At 36.9% G+C, this 17256-nt stretch carries 19 protein-coding genes; 7 read left to right on the forward strand and 12 right to left on the reverse strand.

Annotation, left to right across the window (positions count from 1 at the left end; all coding sequences use genetic code 11):
• Nucleotides 1-159 precede the first annotated feature (159 nt).
• From IEV41_RS09930 to IEV41_RS09950, 5 genes are all read right to left on the reverse strand, one after another.
• Nucleotides 160-348, reverse strand: coding sequence for a hypothetical protein (locus tag IEV41_RS09930; RefSeq protein ID WP_188388229.1), 189 nt, complete (start codon nt 346-348; stop codon nt 160-162).
• Nucleotides 349-439: 91 nt separating this feature from the next.
• On the reverse strand, nt 440-901 hold the full coding sequence (locus tag IEV41_RS09935; RefSeq protein WP_188388230.1) for an AAA family ATPase: 462 nt from the start codon (nt 899-901) through the stop codon (nt 440-442).
• A gap of 143 nt (nt 902-1044) precedes the next feature.
• Entirely contained in the window at nt 1045-1362 is a 318-nt protein-coding gene (locus tag IEV41_RS09940) for a DMT family transporter (protein ID WP_188388231.1), read from the reverse strand.
• Between the two features lies 1 nt (nt 1363).
• Nucleotides 1364-1708, reverse strand: a complete 345-nt coding sequence (locus IEV41_RS09945) for a DMT family transporter (protein WP_188388232.1) — start codon at nt 1706-1708, stop codon at nt 1364-1366.
• Nucleotides 1709-1791: 83 nt separating this feature from the next.
• Nucleotides 1792-2373: a TetR/AcrR family transcriptional regulator gene (locus IEV41_RS09950; RefSeq protein WP_188388233.1), complete on the reverse strand. Its 582-nt coding sequence runs from the start codon at nt 2371-2373 to the stop codon at nt 1792-1794.
• Nucleotides 2374-2490: 117 nt separating this feature from the next.
• Here IEV41_RS09950 and IEV41_RS09955 point away from each other — a divergent pair, with 117 nt between their 5' ends.
• A complete protein-coding gene (locus IEV41_RS09955) occupies nt 2491-3234 on the forward strand; it encodes a DUF5694 domain-containing protein (protein ID WP_188388234.1) in 744 nt (247 codons plus the stop codon).
• Nucleotides 3235-3438: 204 nt separating this feature from the next.
• Here IEV41_RS09955 and IEV41_RS09960 read toward each other — a convergent pair whose 3' ends face one another.
• The 3 genes from IEV41_RS09960 to IEV41_RS09970 form a co-directional block, all read right to left on the reverse strand.
• Nucleotides 3439-3966 carry a DUF4352 domain-containing protein gene (locus IEV41_RS09960; protein ID WP_188388235.1) on the reverse strand — a complete coding sequence of 176 codons (528 nt, stop codon included), beginning with the start codon at nt 3964-3966 and terminating at the stop codon, nt 3439-3441.
• Nucleotides 3967-4152: 186 nt separating this feature from the next.
• A complete protein-coding gene (locus IEV41_RS09965) occupies nt 4153-5379 on the reverse strand; it encodes an aminopeptidase (protein ID WP_188388236.1) in 1227 nt (408 codons plus the stop codon).
• A 257-nt stretch (nt 5380-5636) separates the two neighbouring features.
• Nucleotides 5637-7346, reverse strand: a complete 1710-nt coding sequence (locus tag IEV41_RS09970) for a M4 family metallopeptidase (protein WP_188388237.1) — start codon at nt 7344-7346, stop codon at nt 5637-5639.
• 196 nt (nt 7347-7542) lie between these two features.
• Here IEV41_RS09970 and IEV41_RS09975 point away from each other — a divergent pair, with 196 nt between their 5' ends.
• From IEV41_RS09975 to IEV41_RS09980, 3 genes are all read left to right on the forward strand, one after another.
• The gene (locus IEV41_RS09975; protein WP_188388238.1) at nt 7543-8826 is read left to right on the forward strand and encodes a tetratricopeptide repeat protein; all 1284 of its coding nucleotides are present in this window, start codon (nt 7543-7545) and stop codon (nt 8824-8826) included.
• A complete protein-coding gene (locus tag IEV41_RS20175) occupies nt 8823-8951 on the forward strand; it encodes a hypothetical protein (protein WP_268235135.1) in 129 nt (42 codons plus the stop codon). The genes IEV41_RS09975 and IEV41_RS20175 overlap by 4 nt, the downstream gene beginning before the upstream one ends.
• A gap of 75 nt (nt 8952-9026) precedes the next feature.
• The gene (locus IEV41_RS09980; RefSeq protein WP_188388239.1) at nt 9027-9581 is read left to right on the forward strand and encodes a delta-aminolevulinic acid dehydratase; all 555 of its coding nucleotides are present in this window, start codon (nt 9027-9029) and stop codon (nt 9579-9581) included.
• Nucleotides 9582-10020: 439 nt separating this feature from the next.
• Here IEV41_RS09980 and IEV41_RS09985 read toward each other — a convergent pair whose 3' ends face one another.
• Entirely contained in the window at nt 10021-10182 is a 162-nt protein-coding gene (locus IEV41_RS09985) for a hypothetical protein (protein ID WP_188388240.1), read from the reverse strand.
• Nucleotides 10183-10924: 742 nt separating this feature from the next.
• Between IEV41_RS09985 and IEV41_RS09990 the strand changes: the two genes are divergently transcribed.
• Nucleotides 10925-13027 carry a fibronectin type III domain-containing protein gene (locus IEV41_RS09990; protein WP_188388241.1) on the forward strand — a complete coding sequence of 701 codons (2103 nt, stop codon included), beginning with the start codon at nt 10925-10927 and terminating at the stop codon, nt 13025-13027.
• A 630-nt stretch (nt 13028-13657) separates the two neighbouring features.
• Here the strand turns inward: IEV41_RS09990 and IEV41_RS09995 are convergent.
• Nucleotides 13658-14098, reverse strand: coding sequence for a GNAT family N-acetyltransferase (locus IEV41_RS09995; protein ID WP_188388242.1), 441 nt, complete (start codon nt 14096-14098; stop codon nt 13658-13660).
• A gap of 78 nt (nt 14099-14176) precedes the next feature.
• Here IEV41_RS09995 and IEV41_RS10000 point away from each other — a divergent pair, with 78 nt between their 5' ends.
• Nucleotides 14177-14812 carry a histidine phosphatase family protein gene (locus tag IEV41_RS10000; protein WP_188388243.1) on the forward strand — a complete coding sequence of 212 codons (636 nt, stop codon included), beginning with the start codon at nt 14177-14179 and terminating at the stop codon, nt 14810-14812.
• Between the two features lie 12 nt (nt 14813-14824).
• Entirely contained in the window at nt 14825-15001 is a 177-nt protein-coding gene (locus IEV41_RS10005; RefSeq protein ID WP_188388244.1) for a hypothetical protein, read from the forward strand.
• 24 nt (nt 15002-15025) lie between these two features.
• Here the strand turns inward: IEV41_RS10005 and IEV41_RS10010 are convergent, their stop codons facing one another.
• Nucleotides 15026-15850 carry an aldo/keto reductase gene (locus tag IEV41_RS10010; RefSeq protein ID WP_188388245.1) on the reverse strand — a complete coding sequence of 275 codons (825 nt, stop codon included), beginning with the start codon at nt 15848-15850 and terminating at the stop codon, nt 15026-15028.
• An 80-nt stretch (nt 15851-15930) separates the two neighbouring features.
• Nucleotides 15931-16881, reverse strand: a complete 951-nt coding sequence (locus IEV41_RS10015; protein ID WP_188388749.1) for a serine hydrolase domain-containing protein — start codon at nt 16879-16881, stop codon at nt 15931-15933.
• Between the last annotated feature and the right edge of the window lie 375 nt (nt 16882-17256).

Here is a 17256-nt window from a genome sequence, read left to right on the forward strand (position 1 = left end):
TTCACTAATAATGATAATCGTTATCAATTACGTTGTTAGTATAGATGATAACGATTATCATTGTCAATAATATTGTCATATTCTTTTAAACTATTTTTTATAGCCAGAGAAACAATAAAAAAACCTTGCCACTTCGCCTTGGCAAGATTCCTTCTTTCATCAAGATCCCTTCAATAGAATAAGCAAAAGCGGGAGCAATATTAACTCTAATGCAACTAGCCCAAGCAAATACCCGTCTGCCTTCTCTTTGCCATAGACACCTTTCTTTCGTAACCTTCTAATCATAAAAACACCTAGAGCAATAACGACAATACCAAGAAAAATTTTAAAAAGCATAAACATATCCATTCTGCCTCTCTCCTTTTCAATTGAGTATGCTGTTATATACATATATATCCTTTTATGTTCAAAAAAACACTCTAACAAATAGAGTGCAACGTTAAAAAGAACGGCGAGCTAAATATTCCCTCGTCTCTTCAGGTACTTTCATATTGAATGTCATCTCCAATTTCATAAAGGATACCGCAAATGTTACATACGGAACATCTTTGTATGTACGAAGCCTTGCTGTTTCATACATCGGTCTGTTCGGCTCTCTCTTCTCCCCAAGCTTCAATGTCTCTTCTTGATAAAACACATACTCATGCTCTTTCACGATATCCTTTGGTAGCGACGAAACAGGTTCCCATTTATCCACTTGTTGATGGTCAGCAAATATACCAACTTCCTCTTGTTGAATGGTGTATAACATCACATCACCTGCATACACCTCAATTTTCTGTGCTTTTTCTAACGTTTGAAAGCTATCCTTCATCTCTTGAGTGTCGGTACTAGACTCTGCTTGATTACATCCAACAAGTGCAAGTACACTAACCACCATCATTGCAAGAAACTTCTTCATTTCTCCCTTCTCCTCCCTTCGAAGAAAATGGATTATATTGTAAAAATATCTTTCTATCATCATACCACCATCACATGGTCTTATGTCAACGTATCAGCTATATAACTAAAAAAACCGCCTTCTTCAAGGCGGTTTTTACTCTATTAAGCTCCAACTAATTTCAATCCAACTGCACCGATTAAGATAAAGCTTAAGAACATAATTCGTTTCCATTCTGCTGATTCTTTGAAGAAAACCATGCCAACTAACGCACTTCCTGCTGTTCCGATTCCTGTCCATACAGCGTAAGCCGTTCCCATATCAATTCCTTTCATCGCTTGGGATAAGCATGTGAAACTGAACGAGAAAGAAATAATAAGACCAATTATCGTCCATTTCTCCTTCGTATCACTGTATCGTTTCATTAACATAACACCAATAATTTCAAGACATCCAGCTAATATTAAGAATACCCAAGCCATGTTACGCCACCTCTTTCTCGCCGTCTTCGCTTGCACTTGATCCTGTTAGACGCTTTAATCCAATAATTCCTGTTAATAATAGAGCTAATAATGCTAGCTTTGCAATTGAAACTGGTGCATCGAAGAACACGATGTCCACTATTACGATACCGACCGTTCCCATACCTGTGAATACAGCATATACTGTTCCTGCTGGTAACTCATCATATGCTTTAATAACGAGCCAGAAGCTCACTGCAATTAAGCCCGCTACACCAATCCACATCGGAATTGAATCCGCATGCTTTAAACCAAGCACCCAAAATATCTCAATAAATCCTGCTAAAAATACGTATAACCATGCCATGGTTGTTTCCTCCCTACCGGTTGTTAGTTTATCATCAAAAAAAGATACATCCCTAAGTTGGAATGCCGCCTTTTTCCATGCTATTAAATTCTTGCAACACCGCGCCAAAAAATGGACCATGCTGCCTGCAAACGACGTTGAAACTTCTCATATCCACCATATGTTAACTCAATAATTAAGCCATCAAATAAACATAAATATGCTTCAACAACATCATCAATTTCTACATCTTGATGAATTTCACCACGTAACACTGCTTCTTCTACTAACGGCTTAATCGCCTCGCCAAATGTGTAAATATATTCATTTGCTTTCTCTGTAATCTCCTCACGGAACGCATCTGGTGGAAAATAAAAGGCCATTAACCAAAAGCGAACTTCTTCCTTCGCCATCATGCGCTCACCGTATGTGATAAGCAGTGAATATAGACCATCTTTTGTTGGATGCCCTTCATTCTTCTTTACATGTTCTTGTAAAAATAGTTGCTCACGATGTAATGCTTCTTCTAAACAAGTAAAATATAACTCTTCTTTACCTTTGAAATGAGCATAAATAGAAGGTTTCTTAATACCAACATCAGCCGCAATCGTTGCTAACGATGTTCCTGCATATCCGTGTTTTGCAAAATGAAAAAACGCTGCTTCTTTAATCCGATTTGCCGTCATACCCTTCACCTACCGACCGTTAGTTTGTTGATATCTATACTATATGCTACTTGTTAGAAAGTGTCAAGGGTATATGCTACAATTTGAAAGAAAGAATTTCCAGAAAAAGGTGCATGCATGAGTAAGCCTACTATTTTCCTCCTTGGGACAAACCATTTCTCTAATCATGATAATGGTGACTTAATTCAAATGAAAACCGACGATATGTTAAGTGAAAAACGCCAACAACATATTCAAGAAGTCATTGGTTGTTTGAAGGAGTTTCGCCCAACGAAAGTAGCAATCGAATGGCCAAAAGAACTTCAACCTGAATACGACAAACAATATCACGCTTATCTTAACGATGATTTCCAACTATCACAAAACAAATCACATCAAATTGGCTTCCGCTTAGCAAAAGAAATGAGGCACGACACAATATTCGCGGTTGATTGGAATAAGGAGATTGAAGGAGTTCCAAACATCGGAACATGGACGAAAGAGAACCCGTCTGAGCATTTTGACAAACTTCTGCAAGTAGGCAAACAAGAAACATCTGAAATAGCTAAGTATTTCGCGACTCATACAATAAGAGAGTTTTTAGTATACCTAAACAAAGAAGAACGCATTCAAGCTACACAACAATTTTATGCCCAGTTAATGTTACTTGGCAGAGAAGAAGAACCCGTCGGCGCACAGTGGACTGCAAATTATTGGCACTACCGCAACATGCTTATTTATAAAAATATTATGGAGCTTATTACTTCAAATGAAGAACGTATCTTTGTGCTATACGGTGCCGGACATCTTCCACTTCTATTGCAGTTTCTACGTGAAAGCAATCTTTGTCATGTCGAAGTAGCGAGTAATTATTTAATATAACACATTTGTTATACTATTTTTCTATTATTCATTTTCATATCACTCTAATTTATCAGTCTGTTCTCACACTCACTGTTGAAGGGCAATTATACTACTAAAGTAAGCATGGGATTAATTAATTTCACTTCTAAAAATATATAACCTTAACGAAACACCCCAATTGTTAGCTTTTTGTCTAACAATTGGGGTGCAATCCATCATATATTACTGCAACTTAATCTTTAATTCTGTACCACTGAAATTCAATGGTTTGTAGATTACTGTCAAGTTATTATCACCTTTTTTTGCTTGGAATACTATTTTCCCAGCAACCTTACCCTCTGTCGCTAAATCTCCAGATTTCAAACTATCACTAAGTCCAAATCCAGAAGCATCAGTGTTCAGGATAACATTGTCACCGTCTTGCATTTGGAAATACATAGAATTAAAAGGAATTGTTTCTTTACCAACGTTTGATAGTTCAACATCAACTACAACGTATTCCTTTCCTTCATCTGGCTTCATGAATTCGCTTAGTTTAGCTTTTTTCTCTACTTTCTTCACTAGTAAAGTATAGCCATTCTGTTCAATAGTCTCACCAATTTTGAATTCGGTTTTTTCTGGTTTAGCTTCTTCTTTTTTTGCGGCAGCTTCTTCTACTTTCTTTGGTTCGTCTTTTGCTGCATCTGTGCAACCAGTCATAATAAACGTAGATGCAACAGCCGCAAGCCCTAGTGATAATATTTTTTTCATCTCTACCCTCTCCCAATATGTAGTAATTTCGTACTAATTGTACCATAAATATAAGTAATTTTGTGCATAATTCCCATTCTTCTTTGATGAGATTTTAGCTATAAAGAAACTACCTCTATTATTAAGCGGTATAATAATAAAGGTAGTTTAATTTTAAGTAACTCTTTTAAGACTATGAGTGTATTCTTAAACCGCCCAGTTTCCATTACGGAATAATGGCTCTTTTGTGCCTTCCGCTGTGATACCGTCGATATTCATATCAGCTGAACCAATCATGAAGTCTGTATGGACGATACTTGTATTTACGCCGTGTGCTTTTAATTCTTCGGCTGACATCTCACTGCCATTTTCGATGCACACTGGGTATGCACTACCGATTGCTAAGTGAACAGATGCGTTCTCATCATATAATGTGTTGTAGAACGTTAAGTTTGATTGTGAAATTGGTGACTCGTGTGGAACAAGTGCTACTTCTCCTAAATAACTTGCACCTTCATCTGAAGCGATTAAGTCTTGTAAAATTTCTAAGTCTTCTTCTGCTTTCACATCGACTACTTTTCCTTTTTCAAACGTTAACGTGAAGTTATTAATAATATTTCCTTGGTATACTAACGGTTTCGTACTTGTTACGTAGCCGTTTGCACCTTCTTTTAACGGAAGTGTAAATACTTCTTCTGTCGGAATATTTGCCACGAATGGTACACCATCTTCATTCTTTTCACTACCACCCGCCCATAAATGTGTCGGTGGAAGTTCGATTGTTAAGTCTGTTCCTGGTGCTTGGAAATGTAATGCTTTGTATTTTTTTTCGTTTAAGGACGAACCTTTTTGATGAAGGGTTGCTGAATGCTCTTCCCATGCACCAATTGGGTTATCAAGTGTTGCACGCGTTGCGTCTAAAATGGCGAACCATAATTTTTCGAAACGCTCTTCTTTCGGTGCATCTGGGAATACTTTGTCTGCCCACTCTTGTGATGGATAACCAAGTACACACCAGCTTACTTTATTTGATTGGGCTGCTTGACGGTAGTTATCAAGTGCCTTTCCTCTCGCTTTTGCACTTTCCGCAAGACGCTTCGGATCTACACCCTTCATTAAATCTGGATTACTCATCACGATACTTAAGAACGCTGACTTCTCGTCAACCATTGCTTCGTATCCTTTCGCAAGCCAATTCGGGAACTCTGTAAATGCTTCGTCCGGCGCTAAGTCAAAGTGGATGCGCTCTAATGCTTGGTCACTCCAAAATACACGAACATTTTTCGCCCCTACTTCATATGCTTTCTTTGAAAAATTGCGAACGAATTCCGCCGCTTCAATTGGTGCATGTACAACAACTTGTTGTCCTTTTTGTACGTTTAATCCTAATTTCACCGCGATTTCCGCGTAATTTTCTATGTATTGAGAGATCATTTGTAGTCCTCCTGTATTGTGAGAATATTTTTTCTATTATACCACGTTGGCGAAAGAAGTAGTACAAGTCTTTTTCTTACAATAGTCGTTCAAAATCTTTTCACATACACGGCTCAAGTCAGAGCGGTCATCATACGACAACTGCTTATGAAAACAATTAGTGCATTCTAAGACAACATGACAAAAAATAAGCTAGCTCCATTTGGAACTAGCTTTTCCACATCTATATACCTTAAAGGGAAAAAGGGGAAAACCGATTATTGTACGCCAACTGCATTAAATGCTTGCTTCACAGAATTAACTTCTTGTGAATTTGCACCGAATAAGTCAGCTGCTGCTTGCACAAGACCTGCACGCGCTTGGCTAAATGTTGTAGAAGCCGTGAAGTATGTTGTGTTTGCACGGTAGAAGATTTGACCCATCTTCTCATTACCAATACCAGTAACGCTCACATTGTAGTGTGTACCACCTACTGCTAATAAGTAAGCCGCTTTGTTGATGATACCACTGTTAATATGAACCCCACCATTGTCACCAGTTCCTGTGAAACGTTTCGAATAATGATCTGGATCACCATAAGCTGTCGGATCACTCATCGAACGGAATGCATCACCTGGCGTATTTGGTGTATAAATGTCCTCACCAATTAAATAATCAGGGTTATTATTTGTATGGAACTCTAATAAAGTTCCGAAAATATCAGAAATAGATTCATTCAACGCACCTGACTCATTACGGTAAATTAAGTTAGATGTACGCTCTGTTACCGCATGCGTTAACTCATGGGCAATTACGTCTAAGCCACCTGATAATGATGTGAACGTTGTACCATCACCATCACCGTATACCATTTGAGTTCCATCCCAGAATGCGTTGTTGTAGTTACGACCATAATGCACAACAGATTTTAGGATTGCACCGTTGTTGTCAAACGAGTTACGTCCGAACACGTCTTTATAGTAATCATATACTTGTGATGCATATGCGTGAGCATCTACTGCCGCACGATCATACGCTGCATCTAATAACGTGTCAGTGCTTCTCCATAATGTTCCTGGAAGTGATGTACGGTTTTTCGCATCAAATGTATGAACACCTTTTCCACGCGTATCATCTTGTAAGTAGTAATACGCACCTGATTTCACCATTTTGAATGATTTTGTATCACCAAGTACACCAGTTCCTGTTCCATTAACTGTTGTACCAACAACGTCAACGTTTACTGGATTTTTTGTTTCACCTTCTTTTACGTTGCCTTCTTTATGTTCCCCGTCTTCTGATCCATGGTTATGGATTATGTTGTATTTATCGACAACTTTTCCTGTATTCGCATCAATGAAATATTCATAACGACCAGGCTCTGGTGATAAGAAGTTTAAGCCTACTACGTATGCGAATGATACGTTATCACCGTTCTTATACACAATCGCCTTCACAGTTGGCTCTGATGTAAATTCCGGTGTAAGACCTAAATCTTTCTTCGCTGTCTCAACTGCTTGCTTTGCAGTTGTTTTTGGTTTTTGTTTTAATACTTCTACTTTATCTAAATCTGGTAGAACTGTACCAGAAACAACTGTTAACACACCTTTATCATTTACATGCGCTACTTGTGTAGATCCCCACACTTCTACTCCATTAAATACTTGTTGTAAGCGCACGATTGTATTACCTAACTTATCTTTCTCTGTGGATTTCACAACGAAAGATTCTTTCGCAGATTTTGAACCTAGTTTATACTCGGCTTTCTTAGAATCAATATAATCTAAAATAATATCATTTGCTTTCTTACTTGACGGACTCGTTAATGCACCTGACACGAATTCTGGTGATTTCACCGCTTCGTTAAATTTTTTCGTTGATAAAACGTTTGGAGCAACTTCTTTGTTTCCTTCTGCTAACGTCGGTGCTGCTAGACTACTCCCTAGCAATCCTACTGTTAACGCTACAACCATCCCTTTTTTCTTCATTTGCAATCCTCCCTTAAATTGTCGTTCCTTGCATACCGCTGACAAAATTTCTTAATAGATATTCCCGCTTGGATATGCTAAATTAAATATAAACGAAAGATTCTGAAAATAGTATGGAGAAAAAAGAAAATAATTTCCTAGTTTTAATTCCACATTCTCCTCTATTTTTTCTCAACTTTCAAAAGAAGGTGATCTATTGAGTCATGTAGAATATTCTCATATTGGAAACTTCATTCGTTTGCACCGCAAACAACAAGGCATTACGCAAGAGAAACTATGTGAAGGGATTTGTTCCATCACCTACTTAAGCAAAGTAGAAAATGGAAAAATGCTCCCAAGTGACGAAATTGTCGTGCTACTAGGAAATAGGCTTGGTGTCCATATCACAAATGGACCAGAACTAGATGAAGCACTAGAGAACGTTCAAATCATATTCGAACAACTATATCAAGAACATGAACGGAATAATTCGGATAAAATCGAAGAACTATATGAATCACTTCTTGCTTATAATGACTTCCTTCAACATCCTACTGTTTATACAGAATACCAATTAATCTCTCTCGTACACGCTATCCATACATTTGATGTTGAAAGCGCAGAACAATTTATCCACAAGCTCTCTACTATTGTAGAAAGCTTGTCCAAACTACAACAACTAAACTTTTATCATTTACAGGGAATTTATTTTTGCTTAAGAAAAAAACATTATGATAGCCTTGTTTCTTTAAAGAAAGCTAAAGAACTAGCAGAAGAACTTCAGCTCATCAAACCATTCCTACTCTATCATCTTGCACTTACCCATAGCCATTTAAAAAACAAACATGCTGCTATTTGCCATGCAAATGAAGCACTTAAAATGTATAACGAACAAGTGAATTACATACAAAGCTTGTATTGTCAAATGATTTTAGGGATTAATTATACACGAACAAAGAATTATCAAAAAGCATTAACCACTTATGATCAGTTACTCAAATTAGCTGACTCCCTAGAATTACATCGAACAAAAGCTCTAACTCTTCATAATTTAGCATACTTACATGCACATATTAATAAGATAGAAACAGCCATCGCTCTTTATCAAGAGTGCTTAAAATATGATATGTATCCAGAAATTTGTCTACAAACGTTATACCAACTAGCCAAACTACTATATGAAGAAGAACGAGTAGGAGAAGCTTCTCACTATATTGATAAAGCACTACAAATCCCTCCAACAAAAGACAATACAGAGCATATTCTCATTACTTGTTTAAAATATCAACTAGAAGATACTTCATCTGAGAAGGAAACACTCATTCTTTATTTAGAAGAAGCGGTTATCCCGTTCTTCCAAGCCAAAAATGATATTCATTATTTGGCTGAATACTACGAATTGCTAGGAAAGCTATATTATACAAACCGTAAGTATAAAATTGCTAGCGATTATTATCATTTAGCTATGCATATTAAAAAGGAAGGAGATGAATCAATATGAAAAAAGTTTCTATGTTTTTACTTTTAAGTTTTGCTTTAATAGTAAGCACCAATGCTGGTGATGTCTTTACACAAAACGGTGGTCTTGGTGGTGTTCATCCACCAGAAGTAGGAAAAGAAAAGTAGACGAAAAAAAGAAGCCTTGTCGCTTCTTTTTTTTGTTTCTATTCCAACCTAATCCCTTTGAAAGGAAACAATCCCATGAGCAAACCCGAACGATATATTAGCTTAATTGTCGGTCCAAATTGTGAGACAGAATCATTCGCTATCCGTTCTACCCTTGAGTATTTTGGTGCAAGAGTGACCTTGCACTTAGTAGGAAGACCAAATGATCTCATCGATGTATTGAATGGCAAAGACTTAGATGAAAAAGTAGATTACGTCATCTTAAATTTCCACGGAGATGATGGGAGATTTTGTATGCCAGAACTTGGTGATGATGTGTATGAAGAAGATGAGCCTCGAGGAGAATTTTTCAACGCTGAAGATGTGAAACGGTATGCGAAGTTAAACGATACACACATTATCGCATCGGGATGTACATTAGGTGAAGAAGAACTCGCAAACGCATTTCTCTCATGTGGTTGCAAGTCGTACATCGGACCAGACGACTACATAGATGGCAACGCCAATCTCATATTTGTACTACGGTTTATGTATGAACGTATTCAAAACAAGAAAAGCGAGCAAGAAGCATTTGAACTAGCAACGTCCATCGATGAAGAAACATTCATGTATAAACGATATGTACGCTAAAAAATGGACTGTACAGTAGAATAAAAAAGATATAAGAACATTCAGATATATTTTTTGGAAGTTACCGAAAAGGAGGAAGTTAAAGTGAAACTAGAAGAAATAAGAGAAAAATATGGAAATCGGAAGTATGTGGCTGCCTCCATTAATACTGTAGGTTTTCTATTGTATGTCTTTTTAGAAACAAGCAGTTTTCTCTATTTAGCCTTAATTTTAATGGTGGCATACGAACTTGTGTCACATAAACTATCACAGAATTTAGTGCTAAGATGTTTTTTCTACATAGTATTAGGAGTCACGACAATTTATGTACTCGAAAATTATATATTTGTGAAGTCATGATTTAAAAAATAGAAACCATGTAGATGCTGTTTCTATTTTTAGTTACCTCTCCTGTAAGAAATAGTACGTACAACGACATATAGACTGGAGGTGTATAGCACTATAAGAATGAAGCAGACAGTGGTTGATCATGGTAATAAGAACATGAAGTATTTTCATCGTATAAATCTGGATGCTTTGGCGTCCAACTTGCTGCTTGTGCAGTGCCAGCAGATAGTGCAATTCCAACCGCTAATGCTCCTATTATTACCTTTTTAAGCATAAAAACACCTCCTCTGCTCATTAGTATTTTTTCTATCAAATTATCTAGTGGATTTGATAGGCAGTTTCATCACCCCAATTAGAAAGGGAAAGTTTTATAATATTTCGTAATGGATATGTTTGGAAAATAGATGAATAAATTCTAAAATCCTAACTCATATTTGTTTATATATTTATATTTTTTGTTTCATTAGAAAATAATGGTATTTATTGTTATAATAAAGGTGGAGATACTGTTATCATAACGCGCATAATAACGATATTTCTAAGTAAAGCAAATAGGTAGATAAAGTTTTCACAGGTCTTTATTTACCAATATACTCGTCGCCATTATGAGAGAGGTGGCGACGAGTATATTATATTTGTTTAAGGCGTACTATCTTTTCATTGGATAGGGCGTTTTTTCGTTTATTGGTAGAAGAATCATCTTTATTATGCTTCGGCATAGACTGTAAGGAAAGTGCTAAGCAACAAGCACTAGAACTCGTTATTATCGAGACCTATCCTTTGAGAGGTAGGTTTTTTTTTGATTTTAATAAGATAACAACACGCTCATGTTGAAAAACTATTGCATTAATGAGTTTTTTTATGTATTATTTTCTAGAATAATTTACCTTTCTAACGAGTATATGGTAAGTGAACCTTATACTTTCATTTAGAAAGGTTTTTTATGTGTGAATCTAGAGTATTTAAGATTCGTAGTTTTATTAGAGAATTAGATTGAAAGAAAGGGAGTAGATTTTTTGATTAAAAAAAGTTTAGGAATTATATCTATGCTATTTGTTTTATTATTTGTTTCTCAAGGTGATTTATCTGCAAATGGTACTAGAGAAATGATGGACAAAGAATTTTTTGCGTTTAATGAGCCAACGTTCAGATCTAAGAAAGCAAATAATAATAGTGTATACAAACCGCAACCAATTCTTGTATTAGAAAAGCGTTCGGATGGTTGGTGGAAAATCCAGACATGGGAGGGACCAAAGTGGATTTTTCAAAAAGCGGAGATTTATCACAAAGCTTTTAATTTTCATGTGTATAATGAGCCAACATTCGAAGCTGCCAAAGCAAATAGAGGTATTGAGTATCCCCCCCATCCACTAATTATAATAGAAAAACGCTCGGATGGTTGGTGGAAAATTGATACATGGGAAGGCGCAAAGTGGACTTATCATCACAGCACAAGAATAGATAAGGAATTTTTTGCATTTGATGATCCGACATTCAGATCTAAGAAAGCAAATAATAATAAAGCTTATATCCCGCAATCCCCTAATGTAGTAGAAAAACGTTCGGATGGTTGGTGGAAAATCGAGACATGGGAAGGCCTAAAATGGATTTTTCCAAAGGCGGATATTTTTGATATAAATAAAAATTTTTATGCGTATAATGAACCCTCGCCCCACTCTCAAAAAGCAAATAATGGTGGTGTGTATACTCCACAACGAATGATTGTATTAGAAAAGCGTTCGGATGGTTGGTGGAAAGTTGATACATGGGAAGGATCAAAGTGGATTTTTCCTAATGAAGTAACTAATCCTATAGCTTGTGGTAGAAATGATAATGTACCAAAAGCTGCTGCAAGAGCTTATGCTCCAACAATTAATGTACCAAGGCTAAATGTAGATTCTAAATCTACTAGTGATAGTGTGACTTTAAAATGGAATGATATATCGGACAAATATAATGTTTACGTGAAAGACCAATTAGTTTGGTCTGGAAGTGAGTCAACTTATACACATAAAGATTTAGATGGTAATACGCGATATACGTTTAAAGTAGTTGCTTTTGATAACAATAATAAACCTATGGATATAAGCACTGTACAAGCAATGACGAAAGAAAACAAAAACCTAGCAGTGGCACGTTCGGCTGCAGTAGCGTCGCCTTCTGTTACTACAGTTTTAGATAATGTACAAGTAGTTGCTAATATTGCTCAGGATAAAATTGAACAAAAATGGTATGGTATTATTCCAGATGATGATGGTACGTATGAAATTTATCGAAATGATGTTAGAATTGGAAAAACACAGTCTCCTTGCTTTATAGATACAACTGTTAGTCCAGGCTCACATTATTTTTATAAATTTATAGGGAAGACAAAAGTAACGGATGCAAAAGAAATACAGGAGATAAAGGACAAAGGTGGTAGTCCGGAAAAGGATGGTAATTATTATCATTATTATGAAGTTGGAAATGAATCTATTATTGAGGCGTTAGAAGATTTCACTTATGCATCTCCTGCACGAATAACGATACCTTCTTATGAATATGATTTCCAATATCAATTTAGGTATCAAACTTTCATACCCGATGCTACAGTTAGCGATTGGATGACAGATCGCGCATTCGGAAAAGGGACAGTGCTTCATGGAGATGGAAGAGGATTTTATTATAATGCAATTTCATATCGTACAAAGACCGAAGTTTTAGCTAGATTTACTAATAGTGGTTCAAGTGTCAAATTACTAGAGGCAAAAGTTGGGCCAAGTATAATGATACATCCTAAAGATGGTACCATTACTAAAACTGCTTCAAATAGTGGAATATCGTTGAGAACCGATGTATCTACAAAGAAATACTTGGAGTTTACGGTGCAGCATGAAGTTGGAATTCCATTTAAAGGTTGGGGCTTCGTTAATTTGCCAGCAATTGATTATCGATACAGCGTATTCATGCATCTAAGAGGGGATCATTTTATTCGAGGTCATCATGATATGGCACCTTCTCATGAAATGTATTTAAGACGCCCATATACAGATATTCCAATTACAACGCTGCTTCAAAGTGAAAATAAGGGATTATGGGCTTTAGGTGGTTATCGTAAAACTTTTAAATATCATTTTTAAAAGAAAAAGCTAGTACATAGTGTAGCAATGAAAAGAGCTGTCTGGATAGATGGCTCTTTTCATTTTCTCATATTTCAAATGCTAATCGCGTTACTTAGTGCATAGACTGTACGGAACACGCTAAGCACAAGCATTTCGTTATTACAAGGACCTGTCCTTTCAGGATCGGTCTTTTTTATGTATAAAATAAAAATCATCTTATTTCATTTTCATTTTGGATGGTGAGATAATTTTCGTCAAATTTCTTATTTTATAGGAAAACCTCTCCCTTCTGAGAGGAATAGTACGTATAACGACATACAGCATGGAGGCATATAGCGCTATGGAAACAAAACAGACAGTGTTTTCCCCTGCCCGACCTATTAGGGATAGACGTATCGACACTTAGGAAGTATGCGGAGGCTTTAAAGAAGCAAAAATACAAGTTTCATAAGAATGAGCATGCCCACAGGAGATATTTTGAGAAAGACATTATAGCAATCACTGCTACACGAACCCTTTCCTCTTTCTCTCTTTAGGAACAACTCGACGAGATCAAGTGCAAGTTCAATAAGAAGCTAGTTAGAGGATCTACGGAAAGAATTACAAACCTAAAAAATGGACTGTACACATGTACAGTCCGCCTTTTTGTTATAGAAACAATACATAAAAACGATCCTTCTCCTGCTTAAATCCGAACTCTTCATAAATGCCTTGCGCACGCACATTATCTTCTGCTGTCTGCAACATAAGTCCTTTTGCTTTTGTTTCAATAGCAAGTTCTTTCGCTTTTTCTAGTAATGCTACTCCAACACCTTTTCCCCTTGCTTGCTCGGTCACATATAAATCATTTAATATCCATAAGCGCTTCATGGATACCGACGAAAAGCTCGGATACAACTGCACAAATCCACTTGCTTCGCCGTCCTCATCTTCCGCTACATACATAACGGATTCTGCTTTTCTAATTCTCTCTTCTAAAAAAGCGTGTGCTCCTTCTTCATCTGAAAATTGCTGATAAAACATACGGTACTGATCAAACAATGGAACTACTTTGTGTACATCACTCTCTGTCACTTCTCTAACATGCACAATAGACGCCCCCTCTTACAATTTGTTACAATTAGATTATTATTAATCTTAGAAAATATCAACTAAAGGAGCATCCTTATGACGACTATTTATCTTACTAGACATGGAGAAACGGAATGGAATGTACGAAAAAAAATGCAAGGATGGAACGATTCCCCTCTCACTGAAAAAGGTATTGCCTACGCACAAGCATTAGGGAAATCACTGCAATATGTGCATTTCGACGCTGTATTCTCTAGTACGAGCGGACGTGCTCTCTCAACCACACAACACATTCTCGGTGACCGCACCTTCCCTATTCAAACAGACGAACGCCTAAAGGAAATGCACCTTGGTGACTGGGAAGGACGTACACAAGAAGAAGTAAAGCAACATGATGCCACACAACTAGACTACTTCTGGAGCCAACCAACTCTTTATACACCCGAAACAGGCGAATCATATATGGATTTATATACACGCGTGTTACCATTTCTACATGAGATAGTAGAAAAATATCCAAATGGGACGATTTTACTCGTTACACATGCCATTACACTCAAGAGTATTACGAGACATTACAAAAACCTTCCCTATGAACAAATTTGGGATGATCCATACATTCACGGAACAAGCTTAACTGTCTTCACTGTGAAAGATGACAATGTTACTTTCTTGAAGGATGCGGATATGTCGCATATTGAAGATTTCGCGAACGAAATTACATATCGTTAAAGGAGGAGGTTAATGCGCTACTTCCGTAAAACTTGGTATCTATTCATCATTCTGTATATCGTTTTTGTTCTCTTTGATTATTGGCGAGATAAAACATTCAATTGGGGAGAAAATATTTTTCAATTAGCCTTTTTCATGCTCTTTTTATGGTTTTTCAACTGGGCATTTGAACGAAAAGAAAGCCGTTGATTACTCAACGGCTTCTTCTCATTATTAAAGTACGTTAAAGTCCTCTGGATCTGGACCTTTTCTTCTATTTTCATTTAACTTATTGATTACTGACATATCTTCTGCTGTTAACCCGAAATCAAATACACCGAAGTTCTCTTCAATGCGTGATGGTGTAACAGACTTAGGAATAACAATAACGTTATTCTGTAAGTGCCAACGAATAATTACTTGTGCCGGCGTCTTTCCATATTTCTCCCCAAGTGCCACAATCACCTCGTGATTTAACACGTCGCCCCCTTGCATTAATGGGCTCCATGCTTCTACGAAAATATCATGCTTTGCACAGAATGCACGTAACTCTTCTTGTGATAAGAATGGATGGCACTCTACTTGGTTTAAGACAGGCTTCACTTCGCACTCTGCCATTAGACGCTCTAAATGATGGATGTGGAAGTTACATACACCAATTGCACGTACTTTTCCGTCTTTGTATAACTTCTCTAATGCACGGTATGTATCTACGTACTTATCTTGTGCTGGCGTTGGCCAATGAACTAAATATAAATCAACGTAGTCTAAGCCTAACTTCTCTAAACTTACGTCAAATGCTTTTAATGTTTCTTCATATCCTTGATCGCTATTCCATACTTTCGTTGTGATGAATAATTCTTCACGTGGGATACCAGCCTCACGAATGGCTGCGCCAACTCCTGCTTCGTTCTTATATACCGCTGCCGTATCGATTGAACGATACCCTATTTCTAATGCTTTCTTCACTGCTTCTGTTACTTGCTCTCCGTCTTGTACTTGCCATACACCGAAGCCAAGTTGCGGCATTTTCACACCATTATTTAATGTAACGAACATTGCTGAATCCTCCCTTGTTCTTTCTACCTTACCTCTCCATTATACGCCTTCCCTATCATAAGTGGAAAAGTTTTAGCTTCTTACAAATTGAACCTTTCTTCTACAGCTTTCATCACATCAAATGCTCCTGAACTTTTGTTTGACGTTATCGCTAGCTTCATTCCAGACTTTGGATAGAAGGCAGAATGAAAGTTCACTCCAGGATCATACCCCATCACATGATACTTCACAATTGCATCTTCCTTTTTCCCAATCCAAATTCCATAGCCATACGCCACGCCTTCTTTTACGTGCACGTGTGGATGTAGTAATAGATTCGTATATTCCGCACTTAAAAGCTCCCTATTCATCAGCGCTTCCCAAAATGTTATCATGTTCGGTGCAGTAGTAAATGCTCCTCCGTCTGCGCCACCTTTTATCGGAAGAGAGTATATATTCGTACTCCACGTTCCATCTTCATGATCAACGTATCCATTCGCTGTATTTGACGGAAGTTGATTTAATAAAAAGTATCCCGACTCCGTCATCCCACATCGCTTAAAAATATTCAATTCCACATAGTCAGTAAAAGAAAGCCCTGAGTGTTGTTCAACAATTAACCCTAATACGATACATCCCGCATTATTATAGTAGAACTTCTCCCCCGGCTGGAACAACATCTTCTCATTTTGAAATAATGGAAGAAAGTCTTTTCCACTATGCAAAAGATACATAGAATTTTCTTTCCACAAATCCTCAAAATCCCCCATCACATCCTCGTCAAAATAGTCTGGTATACCAGACGTATGCGTCAAAAGGTGATGAATCGTTACATCTTTATGAAAATGCGGAAAAGCTATATCCAAACACTCTTCCAATCGTGTGTCGAACGATAACACCCCTTTTTCAACAAGCTGACAAATCGCAACAGCTGTAAATAACTTACACCCAGACGCAATACCGAAACGAGTATGTACCGTATTCACTCGTTGATTAGCTCTATCCGCATAACCAAACGCCGACTCCATTAAAACTTGCTTCTCAGCTTTCATATAAACCACACCAGAAAATTGCTCGTTTATTAACGTATCAATGGCTTCCACAATGATTCCTCCTTACACATAGCTAAAGTAATATTCTATGTTTTAACAACCTTCTCCTTTCTAAAAAAAATTAAATATAAAAAATAGAAGAAACATAAGCTACATTCCAAGTGAAAGCCTTCCATAGAAGTCATTACTCTTTATTACTCTAGTTACAAGCGTTCAAGAACATGGGACACTTCAAAGCAAAACTCAAAACATATATTCATTGCGACAATAGCGTTTGAATGGAGGAAAAACGAAAAGGCATGAGTTTTGTACAATACAAAACTCATGCCTCGCAAGCTACTTAAAAATATATGCCTAATTCTTTTCACTTCATCT

The organism is Priestia taiwanensis, from assembly GCF_014638355.1.
GTDB lineage: Bacteria > Bacillota > Bacilli > Bacillales > Bacillaceae_G > Priestia_D > Priestia_D taiwanensis.